Here is a 19597-nt window from a genome sequence, read left to right as displayed (position 1 = left end):
GTCGCTAAGGAGTTGATCGTATAGTCATTTACATCTTTATGATAATAATTATTATAGGATTAGCTAGTATAGATGGATCCCTTAGAAAAAAAACGAAAAATGATGAAAAAATAATTAATAGACTAGACCTTATAATCAATGAATTAAAAAACAAAGAAGATGATTTTAAACCTAAAGATTCTTAAGAAATAAGTTCGATTAGAAAAATAAAGAAGGGATTGAATTAAATTGATCGTATTAAGATTTACGCAATCTTTATTGAAGGACATGAAGTCTGCTCAAATTCAAGTCGACGATATTTCACCTCTTTTCAGTTGGCATGTGAATATATATAAGTTAAACAACAAAAAACATATACTATTTGTTAATGATTTATCAAGGCTTTGTCTAATCATTGATGGAATTAGATCATCGCAACTTTCTTTATTAAAGGAGAAATTTTTGATAACACTGGAAACATATTTACAGGAAGAAGAAATTGAAAAAAACATGATTGATAGGTTTTTGAAAGAAGGTTCTGAATTAAGTATTTCAAAAACCAACAACAGAAGTGTGCTAGGAACAATGACTGAAATATCCATTTTTGAAACAGATAATTTTACAGACAATATGCAAAGAATGAAGTGGCTGAACCGATTAATTTATAAACCGATAGAATATAATGAACCAATCAATGTTTTTAAAGAAGCTTTATATAATAATATCAAAGGGAACTGTCAGGTGAAGTTTCAATGAAGAGAATCATGATTATTGGATCTGGTGGAGCTGGTAAATCTACTCTTGCCAGACAACTGGGAGAGTTATTACAATTGCCAGTTCATCATTTGGATGCGTACTACTGGAAGGCTGGCTGGAATCCTACTCCTAATGAACATTGGGATTCGTTTCAAGAAAAGCTTGTACTAGAAGAACATTGGATTATAGATGGAAATTATGGCCGTACTCTCGATATTAGAATAAAACGAGCAGATGTTATTATTCTCTTGGATTTTTCAAGATTGATAACAGTGTACAGAGTGTTCAAGAGAAGGATTATGTATCATGGCAAGACCAGACCCGACTTAAATGAAGATTGTCCGGAAAGTCTGGACTTTGAATTTATAAAATGGGTGTGGAATTTCAGAAAAACAAGGATTCCAAGCATCATTCAAAAACTAAGAGATTATAGTGACAAACATATTATTGTATTTAAATCTCCGAAAGAAGTGAAAATTTTTCTAGCGCAAGTTAAGACATTAGGTGCGGGTATTTTCGAAAAAGGCGAGAACTTCTCATAACAACCTCATCATACAATTGCATGGGAAGAATTAGATGGAGGAGAGCCGATGAAAATTTTGATTGTCTCCGACGAAGAGTCCAAATACATATGGGATCATTTTGAACCATCCAGGTTCGTGGGAATTGAATTGATCCTATCATGCGGAGATCTCAAAGCCAAGTATTTGTCTTTTCTGGTCACAATGATTAAGGCGCCTCTATTCTATGTGCATGGAAATCATGATACGACATATATAACAAAGCCTCCTGAAGGTTGCGAGAGCATTGAAGATAAAGTTGTCAAATTTAATGGAGTTCGAATTATGGGACTCGGTGGCAGCAATCGATACAGCCAGGGTAGCCATCAATACACCGAAAAACAGATGAAATGGAGAATAACTAAACTCAAGTTTAGATTGTGGAAAAACAAAGGAATCGATATCTTGTTAACACATGCACCAGTCTATAAAATTGGAGATGGCGATGATCCCTGTCATAGGGGATTTCAATGTTTAATTGATTTTATGGAAAAATATCATCCCAAGTTGTTACTCCATGGACATCAGCATTTGAATTACGGTAAAGGCCAAAGAATTCATCAATATAAAACGACGAAAATAATTAATGCTTTTGGTTATCACATTATTGAGATGTAGTCAGGCACTGCCGTTCAATCGGAGCAATACGAATTAAACAGAAACAAAGGAGGCCAGGGCAAAATGATCCAATATTCTTTTGATCATAATCTGCAAGCATCAGATGTAGCGGAAGTTTTCCGATTGTCGGGTATGAAACGGCCATTTGCGGACTTGGAACGGATTCAGAGGATGATTGACAATGCTCATGTCATTGTATCGGCTTGGGAGAAGGGGAAAATGATCGGCATTGCACGAGCGATAACCGATTTCTCGTACTGCTGTTATTTATCCGACCTTGCGGTAATCCAGCAGCATCAACAGGTGGGCGTGGGCAAGCAACTCGTTCAGCATGTTCATGATCGAATCGGAGACGAATGTTGTCTTCTCCTTTTAGCAGCACCAGGAGCGATGGACTATTATCCGAAGATTGGATTCGAGAAGGCCGAGAACGCTTATCTCATCAAACGTAAGCAATAGATAAGGTTCCCCAACTTCAACTGACAAAATGATAAACACCACAACATTCAAATAGCAATGAGAAAGAAGGGAGATCGCGCCATGACGGTAAAAAAACAAAACGGCGAAGAGCAGGTTGCCGCCTTTCTAAGCGAATTGCAACATCCGCTCAAAGCTGAAATCGAAGAAGTGCGGAGAATTGTGTTAGAGGCTGTACCAGAGCTCACAGAGCATATCAAATGGAATGCGCCAAGCTTCTGTTACGCAGCCGAGGACCGAATTACATTCCAATTGCAAGGGAAGGGCTTCTTTCGACTTATATTCCATACAGGGGCTAAAGCTCAGACACGTAAGCAATCAGGTAAACTAATCGAGGATCATACCGGTTTGCTCGAATGGGCGGCAGATGACCGTGCAATTGTTAAGATTACTGATCTAACGGATGTTATGGCGAAAAAAGACAAATTAATCGATGTAATAACCAAATGGATTGAAGCGACCAAGCAGTCATAAGCAATTCGTGTTCTAGAAGGCGGGATGAGATGAAATTTTTTATTATTTTTGGCCCTCAAGCCGTAGGCAAGATGACAGTAGGTCAAAGCTTATCCAAGCTGCTAAATATTAAGTTATTTCATAATCATATGTCGATTGATTTTGTTTCGCAATTTTTTGATTATGGGACTGCGTCAGGAAAGCGATTAGTTGCTTTAATCCGTCAGGAAATATTCGAAGAAGTTTCAAAAAGTGATTTAGAGGGGTTCATTTTCACCTATTTGTGGGGGTTCGATCTCCAATCCGATTGGGATTACATCCATTCTATAACGGAGCTCTTTGAATCAAAGGGCGGCCAGGTATATTGGGTTGAGCTGGAAGCCAGCGTAGAAGAAAGACTGCAACGGAATCGTACCGCAAATAGACTCGAGCATAAACCAACTAAAAGGGATGTAGAAAGGTCGGAAAAGGATTTAATTACAACTTACGAAAACCATCGGCTAAATTCTAATCCTGGAGAAATTACAAGGAGCAATTATATTAAAATCAACAATATTAATATGTCCCCAGATGAAGCGGCCCAAAAAATTCGGGACGAATTTAATTTATGAGACCCTGCGAGCGACTCAAACGGTAAGGAACGTAAGAATAGCAAGTCGGTTTTTTATACTGACCTCTAGGGCGGGGGAGTTCAAATGAGTTATCTATTCATTTTTGTTGCAATGATCGGAATTAATGCGGTTGTGTATTACAATTTTGGAATCCCCGGTGTTCTCATTGTAAACTTCTCGATAGTGACTGCTTTACTCATCCTTATTCACGATAGAATTAAACCGTTTGAGGTATCGAAAAAGGTGAAAGATGACTTCGATGCTGGTCAATAGTCATCAAAAAAACGATTTTTGGAATATCTGATTCGTCATGGGGGCGTATATGTCTAAAAAGTTCAGATATGTAATGGAAGCCACACTGGCCGCAATCGCTGTGACGGCAATCGTTGTAATTATACCTGTTGTACAGGGATATTTTAAGTCAAGAAATTATGTTCCTGACATAGTAAAAGCATATGAACAAGTAGATATGCTTCAGCATCAGGTTGAATTCGGCGCATTTTCCGGAGGGTCTTTTTGGATTATAGGCGGCGCCGTGTTTATTATTACATTCGCAGCTAATTATTTCATAAGAGTATGGTTCGAAAACAAGCCTGATCAATGATATGATAATACTATTGGGATTGATTATGTAAATAGAGGAGATTTCCAAAATGCCGCTCGAAACGTTAGCGCTGTATCCGACTTTATCCAATCCGATTGAGTGGGGGCCTGTGCATGCTTCGTTCGTGTTTGCGTCGGGGACGGACGAGACGCGAGTAAGCAATGTTAGTATTGTGCCTTGTTCAGGGGATAAATACATCATCTTTCAGGTGGAGAACGGAATGTGGGAGCTTCCTGGTGGGACTTTAGAGCCGGGAGAACATTACTTGGATGGCTTGCGACGCGAAGTGTTGGAAGAGCTCGGCGGCGAACTTGTTTCCTATACGATCTTTGGGCAGTTCAATTGCGAGTCGAAGGCCGCGGTTCCATACAAAACGCATATTCCTCATCCCCGGTTTGTAAGATTGATGGGGTATGGCCAAGTGGAATTGGTGGGTAAGCCCTTAAATCCGCCGGATGGCGAACAAGTTGTGGCCGTGGAAGTCGTGAGCCTTGAAGAGGCTTTACAAAGATTCCATAGCGTAGGCCGTTCCGACCTTGCCGAGTTGTATCAATTAGCGGATGCCATTCGAAAAGAAAAAGGGGATACAAACGATGGGAACTGTCTATGACAGCATTAAACCTGATCATGAAACGTTTATTCGGGAACAGCATCTGTTTTTCGTAGGAACTGCCGCTCCTGACGGCCATGTCAATCTATCTCCAAAAGGACATGATGTATTCCGAATTCTATCTCCCAATCGGGTGGCTTATCTGGATTTGACAGGCAGCGGCAACGAGACAAGCGCACATCTCTCCGTGTTGGATCGTATAACATTTATGTTCGTAGCGTTCGAGGGAAAGCCGCTTATTTTGAGATTGTATGGGAGAGGAAAGGTTGTCCTGCCGGATACGGAAGAGTGGGAGGGGCTTGCTCCAAGCTTCGAGCTGATGCCGGGACATCGGCAAATGATTGTGGCGGATATTGATATCGTGAAGACCTCATGCGGCTTCAGCGTACCATTCTACAGTTATGAAGGCGAACGGGAAACTTTACTGCAATGGGCAGGCAATAAAGGGGAAGAGAAGCTTACGGAATACCGTAAAGCCAAAAACGCAACAAGTATGGACGGTATTCTGACACCTATTGGCGAGAAGTTTCTATAAATCGTGCGAATTCATCATGATGCCGAAGGGATGGAGTTGAATACAATCAAATTTAAGGATGCCAAGCGAGGCAAGGATATAATTAATGCCGTGAAACATTGGGAACAGCGGACATTGGTAGCCTGGGCAGCCGACTGTGCAGAGCAAGTGCTGCCATTATTTGAGCAGCAAGTTCCGGGAGATGATCGACCTAGAAGAGCGATCGAAGCCGGAAGGGCGTGGTCGAGGAAAAAAATCACGATGAGCGAAGCGCGTAAGGCCGCTTTTGCCGCGCACGCAGCTGCCCGAGATGCCGGTAACGATGCGGCGACTGCAGCTGCTCGAGCTGCAGGGCATGCAGCTGCCACATCACATGTAACAGGACATGCGGTTCATGCAGCTACCTATGCAGCCAAAGCAGCTGCTTACTCATCAGGAGCAGTGGGGCCGGGAGGCGCGGTGGAAGCCATTCGAGAATGGCAATATCAACTGGTGCTCGAGAGAGAAGGGAAAGTTTCGACATGACTACCATACGAATCATTCCATATGAGGAAGCAGCAGCCTTCTGGACGCTTCGTCTGGAAGCGCTCCGCCAGCATCCTACCGCCTTCGGCAGTTCATGGGAAGAGGCGAAAGACACGGCCGATGAAGGTATACGTGACAGACTCCGTAACGACGATAACGGATTCGTGTTAGGCGCGTACCAGGACAATCGCTTGGTAGGCATGATCGGCTTCAAGCGGGGAACGTCGATCAAGGAGCGTCACAAAGCATTCATCTGGGGCATGTACGTCGCATCTTCGCATCGCGGGCAGGGGATTGGCAGATTGTTGATGGAAGAGGTTATTCAACGGGCGACCGCAATGAACGGATTAGAAATCGTTACACTTTCCGTCGTTACTACGAACACGAGCGCGCTTAAGCTGTATCGTTCGTTAGGATTCGTAACCTATGGCACGGAGCCGTGCGCGCTTCGAGTCGACGGAGAGTGTTTGGACGAAGCGCATATGACGTATCGAATCGGTGCGGCTCCTCGGTCGAAGGATCATGAGCAGCCAATACTTGAATCCGTTCTTTTGTCGATCCTACCAGGCAGGAAGGAAGAGTTCGAAGCTAGTTTTATTCAAGCATCCGCCATTATAGCCGGCATGCGCGGTTATTTGGGACATGAGCTTCGCGCCTGCGTCGAGGACGATCACAAATATTTGTTGTTGGTTCAATGGGAGTCGCTGGAGGATCATACCGTCGGGTTCCGCGAATCTTCCGCTTACCAGGAGTGGAAGAGCCTGCTGCATCATTATTATGACCCGTTCCCGGTTGTGGAGCATTTTCTTCCTAATTTGCTACCCGGAACCAAAAGAAATGACAAAGAAGAAGGCTCGACCCCCAGTCGATAAGACGGGGGCGAGCCTTTCCTTGTTTTGTTAAGGAGCGTTAGCCAAACGAGCGAAATGTCCGTCCAACGTCTCCAGATCCGTTGACCCAATGATGGCATCGGTGACTTCGCCAGCCGTATTAACGAAGTATAAAGCTGGGAAGCCGCTGCCTCCGTATTGCGAATAAACTGATCCGTCACGATCTAGAAGAATCGGGTACGACAAATTATGCCGTTCTACATAACTGCGGACTTCCGAGAGCTTGTCGCGGTTCGTGATATTGACTCCGATCAGATTCAAACGATCTTTGTATTTCTCGTGCAAGACGGACATCTTCGGCGCATCTTCATTGCAATAGGTACACCATGAAGTGAACAGCGAGATAACGGTAGGTTTCTCTGCGAAATCGACCGTGACTTGTTGTTCGCTTCCCAACTCTTGCAATTGAATGGAAGAGGCTTGCACCGTCTCCGCTTTGCCTCCCCAATTCGCTAATCCCACATATAAGATGAAAGCGACAGCGGCCGCCGCAATGGTTAACGTGATTAAGGTTTGTCTTCGTTTCAACGAATTTCACCCTTTCGTGTATCTCGAATCCTAATCACCAACAGTATACAATAGTTGGGATGATTATCCAAACAAAACGCCAACTTTGTTCAAAATCTCGTCGACACTTGTCCATTCCCATAAAAAATCGGTTATAATGTTGAAGGATAGATTATCGTAGAAAGTGGGAGCAGCATGGGTCGTAAATGGAATAATATCAAGGAAAAGAAAGCATCCAAAGATGCCAATACAAGCCGCATATATGCCAAATTCGGAGTCGAGATCTACGTAGCGGCAAAGAAGGGCGAACCCGATCCGGAATCCAATCGCGCGCTTAAGGTCGTTCTGGAAAGAGCTAAAACGTACAACGTGCCGAAGGCTATCATCGACCGCGCGCTCGATAAAGCCAAGGGAAGCGCGGACGATAATTACCAAGAGCTGCGTTATGAAGGTTTTGGACCGAACGGCTCGATGGTGATTGTGGACACGCTGACGAACAATGTGAACCGCACGGCTCCGGCCGTTCGTGCCGCTTTCAACAAACAAGGCGGCAGCATGGGTGTGAGCGGCTCCGTCGCTTATATGTTCGACGCCACGGCAGTATTCGGCGTAACCGGCAAGACGGCGGACGAAGTCATGGACATTATGTTGGAAGCGGACGTCGACGTGCGCGACATCCTCGAAGAAGAGGATGCCGTTATCGTCTATGCGGAGCCGGATCAATTCCACAACGTGCAAGAAGCGTTCAAGAAGGCCGGGGTAGATGAATTCACGGTGGCGGAGCTGACGATGCTTGCCCAGAACTACATCTCGCTGCCAGGCGATGCGCAAGCGCAATTCGAGAAGCTTATCGACGCGCTGGAAGACTTGGAAGACGTTCAGCAAGTATTTCATAACGTCGAGCTGGAAGATTAATCTTCCGGACTCGCCCGAAGGAAGCCGCGATTGCTCGCGGCTTTTTCTTACCCAGACCCGACATGAGAGGAGTCAATAAGATGGATGACAGGTATCCCATTGGAACTTTTCAACACCAAGGCGAGGTTACTTCCGATCAGAGAGCGGCATGGATCAAGGAGATTGCGGAGCTTCCGTTGCTGCTTAAGCACTCGGTCGCGAATCTGACTCAGGATCAGCTCTCCACACCCTATCGGGAGGGCGGCTGGCAGGTTCGGCAAGTCGTTCATCATCTCGCGGATAGTCACATGAATAGTCTCATGCGGTTCAAGCTGGCCCTGACCGAGGATCATCCTACCATCAGACCCTATGACGAAGCTCTTTGGGCGGAATTGGCGGACTCGTTGAAGGAGCCGGTCGATACTTCGATCTCGCTCATCGCCACGCTGCACGGTAGATGGGTAACGTTGCTTGAATCCATGAACGCTGAGCAATTCGCTCGCACTTTCTACCATCCCGGATCCGGCGAGACGGTACCGCTGGACCGATGCCTGGGCATGTACGCATGGCACGGGAAACATCATCTGGCTCAGATCACAAGCTTGGCTGTTCGGCTGGGCTGGTAGGAGAGAAAGTCATGGACGATCAAGTAAAAGCTCTTATAGATGCACTCATGTCCGGCGACAAACATCGTCGCACAGAAGCCTATCTTCAACTGTTGGAGATGACGAAATCTCCCGTGCCTTGGGCTTACGAGACATGGGACTCGTTCCGGTCTTAGCTAACGGACAAGGACAATCATCTCCGTACAATCGGCGCACAGCTGCTATGCAATCTGGCGATCAGCGATCCGGAGCAACGAATCATGGAGGATATCGCGGCCATTATGGAAGTGACCCGCGATCCCATGTTCGTGACCGCCAGGCATACGATCCAACATCTTTGGCGCATTGGTCTTGGCGGCGCCGAGCAGAAGCGGATGCTGTTGGATGTCGTTGCTCATCGGTTCGAGACCTGCGAGGGCGAGAAGAATTACACGCTTATCCGTTACGATTTGCTCGTTGGCTTGCGCAAGCTGTACGACAGTTACCCGGATGAAGAGATTCGCAAGCTGGCGGCTGAGTTAATCGAGCTGGAGGCCGACCCCAAATACAAAAAGAAATATGCCGCCGAGTGGCGGAAATAACGTCGCGTATGGAGAATCGCGACGAGGCGCGAGCTTGCCGTTCCGGCAGAGCTTGCGCCTTTTTTATTGTCGCTGCAACCTTTTCGTGTCATGGAACCTGAATGCAATGGTTTGCGTAGAGGGAGACATGGTTACAGCTAGAGTAGGATGCATCTGCGGTGGCGTCTGTAATCAAGAAGAAGGAGGCGGTACCATTGAGAGCAAAAGGACTCGCGGTCATCCTTGCCGTTACGTTATTGCTTGCGCAAGGCTGCGGCATGCTGGACGGGATTGGACAAACGGTCAATTTCGCCACGGAAACAACGACGTATATGAATGAATTAAAGACATTCGGCGAAGACATGAACGGACTCGCCGAAAAAGCGGTTGCGGATATCGATGCCCGAACGGATCTGAAGGCGCGTATTGTAGAGCTGAAGGATCAGGTGGTCGCCTACGGCAACCTTACCGTACCGGATTACGCGAAGGACCTGCACGCTTCGATCGCTCAGTATAACGATACGCTCCAACAAGGACTGGATCAGGCGTTAACCAACATCGAGCAAGGCAGGGCGGCATTCGACGCGACCGGCATACCGGATACCATTGGCAAGGTAAATGAACTTCTGACGCAGCTTAACGGGCTTGCGCCTTAATCTGCATTCTCCTTATTGCGAATCCTCGGTACTCGCGATACAATAGGCGAACGACAACCTAGGATTCTTCCAATCAACAAGGAGAGTGCAATAAGATTTGACAGCACAGACATCTGCACCGGCATTGCTATCTTCCAAATTTCGATTAGGGGCTTTGCTGCTCGTCGTCGTCGTGGCGGGGATGAGCCAAGGCCTGCTTCTGCCGTTATTGTCTATTTTATTAGACCGGTCGGGCCTTTCGTCCGAGTTGAACGGCATGAACTCGGCCGCCATGTATATCGGGATTTTCGTCACCATGTTCGTGATCGAGAAGCCTGTCGTCCGGTTCGGGTACAAGAGGGTGATCGTTGCGGGGATTACGCTCGTTACGCTCTCCACCCTGTTATTTGCGACAACGGATTCCCTCCTGGTCTGGTTTCTCTTGCGAATGCTGGTCGGAATCGGGGACAGTTCGCTCCACTTTGCGACCCAGCTGTGGATCGTCAGCTCCAGTCCCGCCGAGAAACGAGGGCGAACGATCTCGCTTTACGGCATGGCTTACGGAACGGGTTTTAGCCTGGGACCGCTAGGCATCAATCTGCTGCCTTACGGAGAAAAGCTTCCGTTCCTGGTCAGTAGTCTTTTTTTTGCCATCGTATTATGCCTTGTCCTGAGAATGCCAAACGAGTGGCCGGAGCGCTCGGCGACGGCGACTTCCTTGGGCCGACGTCATCTGAAGACGTACAAGCTGGCTTGGTTCGTCCTCATTCCCGGACTGTTGTACGGATTGATGGAATCTTCCATGAACAGCAGTTTCCCGTTGTATGCGATTCGCCTTGGTCTGGATCAGCATTGGATCTCGTTTCTGCTGCTGGCATTCGGGATCGGCGGTCTTGTTCTGCAGCTGCCACTTGGCATATGGAGCGACCGGATCGGGCGTAAGCCTGTCCTGATTGGCTGCGCCATGATTGGGGCTTTAGCCTTTCTGACAGTGCCAATCGCGGGAGATGAACTACTCGTATTGTTTATCTTGTTCATCGTTGCCGGCGGAGTCGTGGGATCGTTTTTCTCCTTGGGCCTTGCTTATGCCGCCGATATTGTGCCACGGAGCATGCTGCCGTCCGCCAATGTGATCGCCTCCGTACACTTCAGCCTGGGGAGCATAGCAGGGCCGATGCTTGGCGGTATTGGGCTTCGATATGTTTCGCCTAATAGCTTGTTCTTGTTTCTGGGACTGGCGTTCGCCCTCTTTGCGATCAGGGGGATATGGTACAAACCTAAAGCAATCGATGTTACGGATACGCTATAAAGAGGAACAAGGACTAACCTTCGCGAATGCCAAAGAGTAGCGTTCAACTATGCCGGGCTAAGAGGTGCAGATTAGTATGCAGATCAAGATCGGAATTATCGGTACGGAAACGATTGTCTCGAAGACGCTTGCCGTATTAAAGTCGTTCCCAACGTTCATGCCCGTATCTGTCGTCGTCGAACATGAGCGAGAGGTGCCCGCCGTCGCGACGCGGCTTAGCGAGGAAGTGGAGGTGCTGCTGCTATCCGGGCCCCAGGCGCATCGCAAAGTGAAGGAGATGCTGCCAGCTTCCATTCCCGTTCATTACTTGCCGTTGACCGGCGCCGGCTTGTATAAGGCGATCTTTAAAGCCATGCAAGCCGGGAAGCTCGAGAACGGCATCTCAATCGATACGCTAACCCGCAATATCATTACGCGAACGCTCCAGGATCTCGGGCTCGAGGATACAAAGCTGATCGTCTATGACGGACCTGCGCATGCGGGCTCCGATAAGCTGGTCGCCTTCCATGCCGCGAACGTAACCGAAGGAGCTTGCTCCATTGCGTTTACCGGCAATGGAGACGTCGCGGAGCTGTTAGACATTAAGGGTATTCCGAACGAGTGGCTGCTGCCCTCGGAGCAGGATATTATCGTAACCTTGGAGCGCGCGCTTCTATCGACGGAATCGCGTCGAAGCAAGGAATCGCAAATAGTCGTCGGCATGATCAAAGTCGATGACTTCGGCAAGCTTGTCATGCAGAGACATAACGAACACGAGGTTCAGAAGCTGAAGCTGGACATCCATCGGATGGTGCTTGGATATGTCGAATCACTGGACGGCTACTCCATGTCTGCAAGCGGAGACGAATTTCTATTCTGCACGACCCGGGGCATATTCGAGAGGGAGACGGGCGGATACAAGACGATTCCTTTGGCGAAGGATGCAAGCAAGAGCTTCGGCATCTCGCTAAGCGTCGGCATCGGTTTCGGCTTGACTGCAAACGAAGCAGGCACGAACGCGCGAATTGCGCTTCGCAAATCCCGGGAGGCAGGCGGCAATACCGGATTTATCGTCAGGGAAGACGCTACGGTAATCGGCCCGCTCGAGATGTCCGATCCGGTGCAATCGGTGCTTGCTCCTACTGAACCAGCCCTGATTCGGCAAGCGGAGGATGCCGGCATGACCAGTGCTTATCTCAGCAGATTGCTTGCGAATATGGCCAAGACGGGCAAATACGAATACAAGGTTCACGACTTGGCGGCTACGCTCGGCATCTCGGTTCGGAGCGCGCATCGCTTGGTCTTGCAATGGACGGATAACGGTCTGGTGGAGGTCTCGGGAGTGGAGAAAGTGCCTAAAGGCCGGCCGCGCCAACTCTTCCGTTTCGCCTTCCTGAAGGACAAATCGTTGTAATGACAGCGATTTGTCCTTTTTTTGTCGCCACATAAAGTCAATTAAAAGACTTGTCTTTATATAGCTCCCGGTCGTAAGATGAACGTAATCATACGATTGGAGGTCATAACATATATGAAAACGATAACGGAACTGGAAGCCAAGCTGGCCGAGCCGTCACAAGCATTGGTGAACGATTTGTCGAAGGTGGAAGGCGATATTATTCTGCTTGGAGTAGGGGGCAAAATGGGGCCCAGTCTCGCCAGATTGGCGATGAATGCGATACGCGAAGGCGGCTTGAATAAACGGGTCATCGGCGTCTCCAGATTTTCCAATCAGGAAGCAAGGAGAGAACTGGAAGAGTTCGGCGTGGAGACCATCTCCTGCGAGCTGCTGGATAACGAGTCGCTTTTTTCGCTCCCGGATGCGGCGAACGTTATCTATATGGCCGGCAACAAGTTCGGTACAACGGGCAACGAACATTTTACCTGGGCGATGAATACTTATCTGCCCGGCCGCGTAGCGGAGAAGTTCAAGGATTCCCGGATCGTCGTGTTCTCCTCAGGCAATATCTATCCGTTCAAGCCGGTCGGCAGCGGCGGCGCCAGCGAATCGGTCGCGCCGGAGCCGCTTGGCGAATACGCGCAATCGACGCTGGGGAGAGAACGGATCTTCGAATACCATTCCCACAAAAACGGCACGCCGATGGCTATGTACCGTCTCAATTACGCCATCGACATGAGATACGGCGTACTGCTTGAGCTGGCGAAGGCGATCCAAGAGAACCGCTCCATCGATTTGACGATGGGCTTTGCCAACGTCATTTGGCAAGGCGATGCCAATGCGATGGCGCTTAGAAGCTTAAATCATTGCTCCAGCCCGCCGACGCTGATCAATATTACGGGACCGGAGACAGTTTCCATTCGTTGGGCGGCAACCGAAATTGCGAAGCGGCTTGGCAAGGAAGCGCTCTTTGAAGGCACAGAATCCGAGACAGCGTTGCTTAATAATGCGGCCAAGTCGCATCAATTATTCGGCTATCCGCGCGTGTCTCTGCTTCAAATGATCGATTGGACGGCGGAGTGGGTGCTGCAGGGCGGCGCAACCTGGAATAAGCCGACGCATTTCCAAGAACGAAAGGGGAACTTCTAATGGCTGCACAAACGTTATCGCCGGAGCTGTTGAAAGCTTTGCAGGATGGGCTCGTCATTCCAGCGCATCCGCTCGCATTGGATGAGAACCGTCAACTGGACGAAAACTACCAACGAGCCTTATCGAGATATTATATCGCTTCCGGAGCGGGCGGGATTGCCGTAGGCGTTCACTCTACGCAATTCGAAATCCGCGAACCGCAGCATAATTTGTTCGAGACCGTTCTGCGAATGGCAGCGGAAGAAGTGGATGCCGCGGCGCTGAACCGGCCATTTATCAAGGTTGCCGGCGTATGCGGGGGTACGGAGCAAGCGATCGGGGAAGCCGAGCTTGCCCAAAAACTGGGCTACGACGCGGCATTGCTCAGCATGGGCGGACTGCAGGGCTGGAGCGAAGCCGATATCCTCAAGCGGACAGAGCGCATCGCGGCGATCATGCCGGTCATCGGCTTCTATCTGCAGCCGTCCGTCGGAGGAAGGATTTTCAGCTATGAATTCTGGCGCGCTTTTGCCGAAATCCCTAATATCATAGCTATTAAGATGGCTCCGTTTAATCGATATCAGACGATCGATGTCGTGCGTGCGGTATGCGCTTCATCGCGTCGGGACGAGATCGCCTTGTATACGGGTAACGATGATAATATCGTGGCAGACCTGCTCACGACGTATCGGTTCAATGTCGATGGCGAGACCGTAGAGAAGCCGATCGTCGGCGGGTTGCTTGGCCATTGGGCCGTATGGACGAATAAAGCCGTTGAACTGCTGGAAGAGATTAAAGCCGTGAGGAAGGAAGGCGTCTTCAACAAGGAATGGTTGACTCGGAATATCCAGGTGACGGATTCCAACGCGGCATTTTTTGACCCGGCGCATGGTTTCGAAGGCTGCATTCCGGGCATTCATGAAGTGTTAAGAAGACAAGGCTTGCTGCGCGGCACCTGGTGCTTGAACCCGGACGAGAAACTTTCCCCTGGGCAATCGGAAGAGATCGACCGCGTATATGAGCAATACCCGCATCTGCATGACGATGAATTCGTTAAGGCGAATGTAACGAAGTGGCTGACGAACGATTAAAGGCGCACATTACGGAGGGGAACCCGCTTGCGATTCAAGGACGTTTTTTCGATAATCGGCCCGAGCATGATCGGCCCTTCCAGCTCACACACAGCCGGCGCCGTAAGGCTCGGCAGATGCGCCAGGCAAGCGCTAGGCGTTATGCCAAATGAGGCGGAAATCCGGTTCTACGGATCGTTCGCCGACACTTACGTCGGCCATGGAACGGATCTCGCGATCATTGCAGGACTGTTGGATCTGGACACCGACGACGTGCGTATCCGGCATTCCATACAGCATGCCGAGCAGCTCGGCATGCAAATTAAATTCATGCCGATGACACGGCCGAACGTTCATCCGAACACGGTAACCATGCTTCTGCAAGGAGAAGGTCGCAAAGTAACGATGACGGGCTGTTCCATCGGCGGCGGAAGCATTGAAATTATAAATGTAAATGGTTTCGACGTGAAATTTACGGCCGTCTATCCGACCCTGCTGATTTACCACAAGGATCGTACAGGGATGGTTGCAGAAATATCGGATATCGCCAGACAAGCCGGCATTAATATCAGCTATATGGAAGTGGACCGCAAGATGCGCAACGGCGAAGCGCTGACCGTCATCGAAAGCGACGAAAGGCTACTGCCGGAAGCCAAGCAACGATTGGAACAACTGACCGACGTCAACGAGGTCTGCATCATCGATCTGATGAAAAAGGAGGCGCAGTCATGAGATTTTCGACTCTCAATGAGCTGAAGGAGCTGTGTCTGACCGAATCGCTAACGATGGGACGGCTGATGGTTCTGGAGCAATCCCTGGAAACCGGCGCAAGCGAAGCCGCCGTCATGGAACAAATGACGGCCTATTACGGTGTGATGAAAGAGGCGGTACGTAAGGGACTCCAGGAGGATACAACGTCCAGGAGCGGCTTAACGGGGGGAGATGCCAAACGGGTTCTGACGCATTTCTCGGATTCAGGCATGCCTGCGCTCGGCGAATCGGCTTGTACGGCCATGGCTTATGCGCTTGCGGTATCGGAAGTAAACGCTTCGATGGGGCGCGTGATCGCAACCCCAACCGCCGGCAGCTGCGGCATCATCCCCGGCGTGTTCGTCAGCACGCAGGAGAGATTCGGCTGGAGCGATGAGCATATGGTGTACGGGTTGTTCGCGGCAGGCGCAATCGGCTATGTCATTGCCAACAATTCGTTTGTATCCGGGGCGGAGGGCGGCTGTCAAGCAGAGGTTGGTTCCGCCATCGGGATGGCGGCAGGGGCATTAACGGAGCTTCGCGGCGGAACGCCGGAGCAAGCGGTGCATGCCGTTGGACTCGCCTTAAAAAATTCGCTGGGTCTCATCTGCGACCCGGTAGGCGGCCTCGTCGAAATTCCATGCATCGTGCGCAACGGCTTTGGTTCGGTAACGGCGCTGGCCGCGTCGGACATGGCTGTCGCCGGCGTTCGCAGCGTCATTCCATCGGACGAAGTGATCGATGTCATGCTGGAGGTTGGAGCGGCTATGCCAGAGAAGCACAGGGAGACCGCCAAGGGCGGACTTGCTCAGACGCCTACGGGCCGAAAAATTATGAACCAGCTTTATGGCAAGGGAGGGAAGACAAAAGAATGATATCTTCCCAGAATCCATTCGATATGCTGGCACAAGCGAAACGGCTGGCTCCCGCCCTGACCGAGTGGCGCAGGGAGCTCCATCGATTCCCCGAGCTAAGCTTGGAAGAGTCTGAAACGGCAGAAAGGATTTGCCGCGAATTAGATCGAATCGGCATACCATACCGTGCCAATGTCGGAGGACATGGGATTATCGCCGAAATCGGAAGCGAAAACGGCGGTCCCTTGATCGCGTTGCGCGCAGATATGGATGCGCTGCCGATTCAGGAGGAGACAGGTCTCGATTTCGCGTCGGAACGACCCGGTCTGATGCACGCCTGCGGGCATGACGCCCACACGGCGATGCTGATCGGAGCTGCGGAGCTGCTGGAGCAATTGTACCGGCAACAAAGTTTGCCCGGCACCTTGCGTCTGCTGTTCCAGCCCGCCGAAGAAGTGAACGCCGGGGCGAACGCCATGATAATGGATGGGGCACTGCAAGACGTTCGCGAGTTGTATGGGCTGCATAACTTGCCGACTTTGCCGGCTGGCAAGGTGGCGACGAAACAAGGACCGCTGATGGGATCCGTGGACCGGATCGAAATTACGCTGGAGGGAAGAGGCGGTCATGGCGCCATCCCCGATCAGAGCATCGATCCCATCGTTTGCGCCGCAGCCATCATTCAATCATTGCAGGGAATCGTAAGCCGGGAATTGTCCCCGTTCGATCCCGTAGTCGTTACGATAGGCAGCATAACCTCCGGCAATGCCAACAACGTTATTCCGCAGTATGCCGTTATGACCGGCACTGTGCGCACGTTTAATCCGGAAGTCCGCGTGACATTGCCGGAGCGGATCGAACGAATCGTCAATCACGTCGCTGAGGGTCATCGATGCAAAGCGCGACTGAAATACATCGAGCAAGTGCCGGTACTCATGAATCATTGGGAACAGACAGAGGCGACCGAAGCGATTATTGACGGCCTGATCGGACGAGAAGCGAGAGAAGAAGCCAAGCCGACGCTCGCCGGAGAAGACTTCTCCGTTTATTTGAACGAGATTCCGGGCTGCTTTTTCTGGCTGGGCTCCGGTCCGCCGGACAACGCCGAATCGGCATACGGCCTGCATCATCCGAAATATACGTTGAATGAGGAATGCCTTCCCATTGGAGCAGCCTTGCTTGCGGAGATAGCGGTCAACCGCTTGCAGGTTCTCGCAGATGCAGTCCAAAAAACCAAATAAATTCTTTTTAGATGGAAAAATAAAAAGGCCGATTCATCGTCTCCATATTGTGACGTGGATCAGCCTTTTATCATGATGTTTGCTGATGGTGGATTATGAGATGCGCAGAGTTTTAAGGGCGCCGCTCCAAGCGAGTACTTGGTCCAGCATGCCGTTTACGTTCGTCAGATGCAGATCTGCCGGTTTAAACTCGCCATTGTCGAAGTCCGTAAACAAGGACAATGCGGCGTGTACGCGAACATCGGCAACGGACAGCTCTCCCAAAATTCCGCGCAAATGCTCGGCTGCGCGAGCGCCGCCAACGGAGCCGTAGCTGACGATGCCGGCTGCTTTGTTGTTCCAGGAGTCGCGAGCGTAATCAAGCGCGTTTTTAAGCGCCCCCGTGATGCTGTGGTTATACTCTGCAACGATAAATACAAAGCCGTCAAGGCTAGCCAGCTTCGTATTCCACGCCGTCGCCTGTTCCGTCGCGTCCTCTTCGCCAAGAAGAGGCAGCTTGTAGTCGGCGATATCGACGATTTCGTAATTGGCGTCGCCGCGTCGATCCGCAACCTCCTTTACCCATTGGCCAACCTGCGGGCTAACGCGACCTTGTCTCGTGCTTCCCAAAATGATACCGATATTTAATCCTGCCATCGTAATCAACTCCTCATAAGATTGGACCTGGTTTGGGACCTACCTTTTAAATAACCATTTTTGTCCGGTTTCATTCATTTTCTGCTCGCGGGTATGGCGGAACTTGCCGATATCGTTCATAATACTTTTATTCATGGTGAATGAAAGGACCAGAGGAGGTTTGTCTTATTGAATCTATAAATCAGCAATACTTATTTAAACGGACGATGATCGTCGTACTGTTGTCGCAATTGTTCGGCGGAGCGGGATTGGCAGCAGGGGTTACGGTCGGCGCTCTGCTTGCGGAAGAGATGTTAGGGACGGCCAGTTATGCGGGCTTACCAACGGCACTTCTGACATTAGGTTCGGCGCTGACCGCCTTCCTGATTGGCCGGTTTACGCAACGTCTGGGGCGAAGACCGGGTCTTGTCATCGGGTTCGGAGCAGGCGGCTTGGGAGCGATCGGCGTCATTGTAGCAGCAGTTTACGGAAACATCGTTTTGTTATTCGTATCCTTGTTCGTCTACGGAGCAGGTACTGCTACGAATCTGCTTGCCCGTTATGCGGGCACGGATCTGGCGAAACCGAATCAACGCGCGACCGCCGTCAGCATGGCGTTGGTATCAACGACATTCGGAGCCGTGGCGGGTCCTAATCTCGTCGAAGTGATGGGGAACGTAGCCCGGTCGTGGGGCATTCCTCCGCTAGCGGGTCCGTTTATTTTAGGAGCCGCAGCTTTTCTGTTGGCTGGACTGATCGTGTTTATTTTGCTTCGTCCGGATCCTTTTTTCGCGGCACGCACGCTTGCGGAGCAGGAGCAATTAAAGAGCGGCGGCAAAGGTCCGGAGCTATTGAATGTAATCAATAAAAGAGGTTTAGCGGCAGGAGCGACCGTTATGCTTCTTACGCAGATGGTCATGGTCGCGATTATGACCATGACGCCCGTCCATATGAAGCATCACGGACATGGCTTGTCGCAAGTCGGCATCGTCATCGGCATCCATGTCGGCGCCATGTTCTTGCCGTCGTTGTTTACAGGTCTTCTTATCGATAAAATCGGGCGGATGCGGATGGCATCGGCTGCGGGAATCGTATTGCTTGCCGCCGGTCTCTTGTCCGCGTATGGTTCTGGCGACTCCATGCCGATACTCATTACGGCACTCGCGCTGCTTGGACTGGGCTGGAATCTGGGTTTGATAAGCGGCACGACGCTAATCGTAGATGCAACTCCGTTATCCGTTCGAGCCAAAACGCAGGGGAACATCGATGTCCTCGTTGCGCTTGCAGGCGCTTCGGGAGGCGCCTTGTCGGGCGTAATCGTGGATTACTCAAGTTACGCTACGTTGTCGCTTGCCGGAGGACTCCTGTCCTTGTTGCTTATTCCGGTTTTGTTATGGTCGAACGCGAAACGTCGGGAACAGGCGACTTAGCGGCATCGACTTGCATGAGAAAGGCAT

Annotated in this window: 26 protein-coding genes and 1 pseudogene; 25 read left to right on the top strand and 2 right to left on the bottom strand. The window is 50.1% G+C overall.

What is annotated here, in order from left to right; all coding sequences use genetic code 11:
* The first annotated feature begins 228 nt into the window (after window positions 1–228).
* From H7F31_RS21170 to H7F31_RS34285, 12 genes and pseudogenes are all read left to right on the top strand, one after another.
* A complete protein-coding gene (locus H7F31_RS21170; RefSeq protein WP_187100414.1) occupies window positions 229–735 on the top strand; it encodes a DUF6933 domain-containing protein in 507 nt (168 codons plus the stop codon).
* Window positions 732–1277, top strand: a complete 546-nt coding sequence (locus H7F31_RS21165) for a DNA topology modulation protein (RefSeq protein WP_187100413.1) — start codon at window positions 732–734, stop codon at window positions 1275–1277. Before H7F31_RS21170 ends, H7F31_RS21165 begins: the two co-directional genes overlap by 4 nt.
* 48 nt (window positions 1278–1325) lie before the next feature.
* Window positions 1326–1913, top strand: a complete 588-nt coding sequence (locus tag H7F31_RS21160) for a metallophosphoesterase family protein (RefSeq protein WP_187100412.1) — start codon at window positions 1326–1328, stop codon at window positions 1911–1913.
* A 63-nt stretch (window positions 1914–1976) separates the two neighbouring features.
* On the top strand, window positions 1977–2372 hold the full coding sequence (locus H7F31_RS21155) for a GNAT family N-acetyltransferase (protein WP_187100411.1): 396 nt from the start codon (window positions 1977–1979) through the stop codon (window positions 2370–2372).
* A gap of 81 nt (window positions 2373–2453) precedes the next feature.
* Entirely contained in the window at window positions 2454–2864 is a 411-nt protein-coding gene (locus H7F31_RS21150; protein ID WP_187100410.1) for a DUF1801 domain-containing protein, read from the top strand.
* Between the two features lie 29 nt (window positions 2865–2893).
* Window positions 2894–3454 carry a DEAD/DEAH box helicase family protein gene (locus H7F31_RS21145; protein WP_187100409.1) on the top strand — a complete coding sequence of 187 codons (561 nt, stop codon included), beginning with the start codon at window positions 2894–2896 and terminating at the stop codon, window positions 3452–3454.
* A 322-nt stretch (window positions 3455–3776) separates the two neighbouring features.
* Window positions 3777–4058 carry a hypothetical protein gene (locus tag H7F31_RS21140; RefSeq protein ID WP_187100408.1) on the top strand — a complete coding sequence of 94 codons (282 nt, stop codon included), beginning with the start codon at window positions 3777–3779 and terminating at the stop codon, window positions 4056–4058.
* A gap of 49 nt (window positions 4059–4107) precedes the next feature.
* Window positions 4108–4668, top strand: a complete 561-nt coding sequence (locus H7F31_RS21135) for an NUDIX hydrolase (RefSeq protein ID WP_187100407.1) — start codon at window positions 4108–4110, stop codon at window positions 4666–4668.
* Complete coding sequence (locus H7F31_RS21130) at window positions 4652–5203, top strand: pyridoxamine 5'-phosphate oxidase family protein (RefSeq protein ID WP_187100406.1); 552 nt, start codon at window positions 4652–4654, stop codon at window positions 5201–5203. The genes H7F31_RS21135 and H7F31_RS21130 overlap by 17 nt, the downstream gene beginning before the upstream one ends.
* A 3-nt stretch (window positions 5204–5206) precedes the next feature.
* Window positions 5207–5707 carry a putative immunity protein gene (locus H7F31_RS21125; protein ID WP_222622716.1) on the top strand — a complete coding sequence of 167 codons (501 nt, stop codon included), beginning with the start codon at window positions 5207–5209 and terminating at the stop codon, window positions 5705–5707.
* A pseudogene (locus H7F31_RS34290) lies at window positions 5659–6171 on the top strand (GNAT family N-acetyltransferase); the annotation flags it as partial. The gene H7F31_RS21125 and the pseudogene H7F31_RS34290, both read left to right, overlap by 49 nt.
* A gap of 18 nt (window positions 6172–6189) precedes the next feature.
* Window positions 6190–6579 (top strand): antibiotic biosynthesis monooxygenase family protein, encoded by a 390-nt coding sequence (locus H7F31_RS34285; protein ID WP_261800545.1) that lies wholly within the window; start codon window positions 6190–6192, stop codon window positions 6577–6579.
* Between the two features lie 27 nt (window positions 6580–6606).
* On the opposite strand, the gene H7F31_RS21115 is transcribed toward H7F31_RS34285, so the two are convergent.
* Window positions 6607–7125, bottom strand: coding sequence for a TlpA family protein disulfide reductase (locus H7F31_RS21115; protein ID WP_187100404.1), 519 nt, complete (start codon window positions 7123–7125; stop codon window positions 6607–6609).
* A 174-nt stretch (window positions 7126–7299) separates the two neighbouring features.
* On the opposite strand from H7F31_RS21115, the gene H7F31_RS21110 reads away from it, so the two are divergent.
* From H7F31_RS21110 to H7F31_RS21060, 12 genes are all read left to right on the top strand, one after another.
* A complete protein-coding gene (locus H7F31_RS21110; protein WP_187100403.1) occupies window positions 7300–8019 on the top strand; it encodes a YebC/PmpR family DNA-binding transcriptional regulator in 720 nt (239 codons plus the stop codon).
* 80 nt (window positions 8020–8099) lie between these two features.
* Window positions 8100–8624 (top strand): YfiT family bacillithiol transferase, encoded by a 525-nt coding sequence (locus H7F31_RS21105; protein ID WP_187100402.1) that lies wholly within the window; start codon window positions 8100–8102, stop codon window positions 8622–8624.
* An 11-nt stretch (window positions 8625–8635) separates the two neighbouring features.
* Entirely contained in the window at window positions 8636–8779 is a 144-nt protein-coding gene (locus tag H7F31_RS34280) for a hypothetical protein (RefSeq protein ID WP_261800089.1), read from the top strand.
* 84 nt (window positions 8780–8863) lie between these two features.
* Window positions 8864–9184 carry a hypothetical protein gene (locus H7F31_RS34275; RefSeq protein ID WP_261800088.1) on the top strand — a complete coding sequence of 107 codons (321 nt, stop codon included), beginning with the start codon at window positions 8864–8866 and terminating at the stop codon, window positions 9182–9184.
* A gap of 194 nt (window positions 9185–9378) precedes the next feature.
* The gene (locus H7F31_RS21095; protein ID WP_108992631.1) at window positions 9379–9819 is read left to right on the top strand and encodes a DUF6376 family protein; all 441 of its coding nucleotides are present in this window, start codon (window positions 9379–9381) and stop codon (window positions 9817–9819) included.
* A 97-nt stretch (window positions 9820–9916) separates the two neighbouring features.
* Complete coding sequence (locus H7F31_RS21090) at window positions 9917–11107, top strand: MFS transporter (RefSeq protein WP_261800087.1); 1191 nt, start codon at window positions 9917–9919, stop codon at window positions 11105–11107.
* A gap of 76 nt (window positions 11108–11183) precedes the next feature.
* Window positions 11184–12500 carry a hypothetical protein gene (locus tag H7F31_RS21085; RefSeq protein ID WP_187100401.1) on the top strand — a complete coding sequence of 439 codons (1317 nt, stop codon included), beginning with the start codon at window positions 11184–11186 and terminating at the stop codon, window positions 12498–12500.
* Between the two features lie 114 nt (window positions 12501–12614).
* Window positions 12615–13631, top strand: a complete 1017-nt coding sequence (locus H7F31_RS21080; RefSeq protein WP_187100400.1) for an NAD-dependent epimerase/dehydratase family protein — start codon at window positions 12615–12617, stop codon at window positions 13629–13631.
* Window positions 13631–14701, top strand: a complete 1071-nt coding sequence (locus H7F31_RS21075) for a dihydrodipicolinate synthase family protein (RefSeq protein WP_187100399.1) — start codon at window positions 13631–13633, stop codon at window positions 14699–14701. Before H7F31_RS21080 ends, H7F31_RS21075 begins: the two co-directional genes overlap by 1 nt.
* A 27-nt stretch (window positions 14702–14728) precedes the next feature.
* A complete protein-coding gene (sdaAB, locus tag H7F31_RS21070; RefSeq protein ID WP_187100398.1) occupies window positions 14729–15412 on the top strand; it encodes an L-serine ammonia-lyase, iron-sulfur-dependent subunit beta in 684 nt (227 codons plus the stop codon).
* Complete coding sequence (sdaAA, locus tag H7F31_RS21065; protein ID WP_187100397.1) at window positions 15409–16305, top strand: L-serine ammonia-lyase, iron-sulfur-dependent, subunit alpha; 897 nt, start codon at window positions 15409–15411, stop codon at window positions 16303–16305. Before sdaAB ends, sdaAA begins: the two co-directional genes overlap by 4 nt.
* Window positions 16302–17525 carry a M20 metallopeptidase family protein gene (locus H7F31_RS21060; protein ID WP_187100396.1) on the top strand — a complete coding sequence of 408 codons (1224 nt, stop codon included), beginning with the start codon at window positions 16302–16304 and terminating at the stop codon, window positions 17523–17525. The genes sdaAA and H7F31_RS21060 overlap by 4 nt, the downstream gene beginning before the upstream one ends.
* 93 nt (window positions 17526–17618) lie before the next feature.
* Here H7F31_RS21060 and H7F31_RS21055 read toward each other — a convergent pair whose 3' ends face one another.
* On the bottom strand, window positions 17619–18161 hold the full coding sequence (locus H7F31_RS21055; RefSeq protein ID WP_187100395.1) for an NADPH-dependent FMN reductase: 543 nt from the start codon (window positions 18159–18161) through the stop codon (window positions 17619–17621).
* Window positions 18162–18301: 140 nt separating this feature from the next.
* Here H7F31_RS21055 and H7F31_RS21050 point away from each other — a divergent pair, with 140 nt between their 5' ends.
* A complete protein-coding gene (locus tag H7F31_RS21050; protein ID WP_187100394.1) occupies window positions 18302–19570 on the top strand; it encodes an MFS transporter in 1269 nt (422 codons plus the stop codon).
* The last annotated feature ends 27 nt before the right edge of the window (window positions 19571–19597 follow it).

This window comes from Paenibacillus sp. PAMC21692, from assembly GCF_014303795.1.
Classification (GTDB): Bacteria; Bacillota; Bacilli; order Paenibacillales; family Paenibacillaceae; genus Pristimantibacillus; species Pristimantibacillus agaridevorans.
This window is presented reverse-complemented; position numbering and strand designations above follow the sequence as displayed.

What these genes read in the sequence shown, in the direction of transcription:
- H7F31_RS21155 (WP_187100411.1), top strand. Translation starts at nt 1,977, where the DNA reads ATGATCCAATATTCTTTTGATCATAATCTGCAAGCATCAGATGTAGCG.
- H7F31_RS21060 (WP_187100396.1), top strand. Translation starts at nt 16,302, where the DNA reads ATGATATCTTCCCAGAATCCATTCGATATGCTGGCACAAGCGAAACGG.
- H7F31_RS34275 (WP_261800088.1), top strand. Translation starts at nt 8,864, where the DNA reads ATGGAGGATATCGCGGCCATTATGGAAGTGACCCGCGATCCCATGTTC.
- H7F31_RS21105 (WP_187100402.1), top strand. Translation starts at nt 8,100, where the DNA reads ATGGATGACAGGTATCCCATTGGAACTTTTCAACACCAAGGCGAGGTT.
- H7F31_RS21055 (WP_187100395.1), bottom strand. Translation starts at nt 18,161, where the DNA reads ATGGCAGGATTAAATATCGGTATCATTTTGGGAAGCACGAGACAAGGT.
- H7F31_RS21150 (WP_187100410.1), top strand. Translation starts at nt 2,454, where the DNA reads ATGACGGTAAAAAAACAAAACGGCGAAGAGCAGGTTGCCGCCTTTCTA.
- H7F31_RS21080 (WP_187100400.1), top strand. Translation starts at nt 12,615, where the DNA reads ATGAAAACGATAACGGAACTGGAAGCCAAGCTGGCCGAGCCGTCACAA.
- sdaAA (WP_187100397.1), top strand. Translation starts at nt 15,409, where the DNA reads ATGAGATTTTCGACTCTCAATGAGCTGAAGGAGCTGTGTCTGACCGAA.
- H7F31_RS21145 (WP_187100409.1), top strand. Translation starts at nt 2,894, where the DNA reads ATGAAATTTTTTATTATTTTTGGCCCTCAAGCCGTAGGCAAGATGACA.
- H7F31_RS21110 (WP_187100403.1), top strand. Translation starts at nt 7,300, where the DNA reads ATGGGTCGTAAATGGAATAATATCAAGGAAAAGAAAGCATCCAAAGAT.
- H7F31_RS21140 (WP_187100408.1), top strand. Translation starts at nt 3,777, where the DNA reads ATGTCTAAAAAGTTCAGATATGTAATGGAAGCCACACTGGCCGCAATC.
- H7F31_RS21135 (WP_187100407.1), top strand. Translation starts at nt 4,108, where the DNA reads ATGCCGCTCGAAACGTTAGCGCTGTATCCGACTTTATCCAATCCGATT.
- H7F31_RS34285 (WP_261800545.1), top strand. Translation starts at nt 6,190, where the DNA reads ATGACGTATCGAATCGGTGCGGCTCCTCGGTCGAAGGATCATGAGCAG.
- H7F31_RS21130 (WP_187100406.1), top strand. Translation starts at nt 4,652, where the DNA reads ATGGGAACTGTCTATGACAGCATTAAACCTGATCATGAAACGTTTATT.
- H7F31_RS21165 (WP_187100413.1), top strand. Translation starts at nt 732, where the DNA reads ATGAAGAGAATCATGATTATTGGATCTGGTGGAGCTGGTAAATCTACT.
- H7F31_RS21085 (WP_187100401.1), top strand. Translation starts at nt 11,184, where the DNA reads ATGCAGATCAAGATCGGAATTATCGGTACGGAAACGATTGTCTCGAAG.
- H7F31_RS21075 (WP_187100399.1), top strand. Translation starts at nt 13,631, where the DNA reads ATGGCTGCACAAACGTTATCGCCGGAGCTGTTGAAAGCTTTGCAGGAT.
- H7F31_RS34280 (WP_261800089.1), top strand. Translation starts at nt 8,636, where the DNA reads ATGGACGATCAAGTAAAAGCTCTTATAGATGCACTCATGTCCGGCGAC.
- H7F31_RS21050 (WP_187100394.1), top strand. Translation starts at nt 18,302, where the DNA reads ATGAAAGGACCAGAGGAGGTTTGTCTTATTGAATCTATAAATCAGCAA.
- H7F31_RS21160 (WP_187100412.1), top strand. Translation starts at nt 1,326, where the DNA reads ATGAAAATTTTGATTGTCTCCGACGAAGAGTCCAAATACATATGGGAT.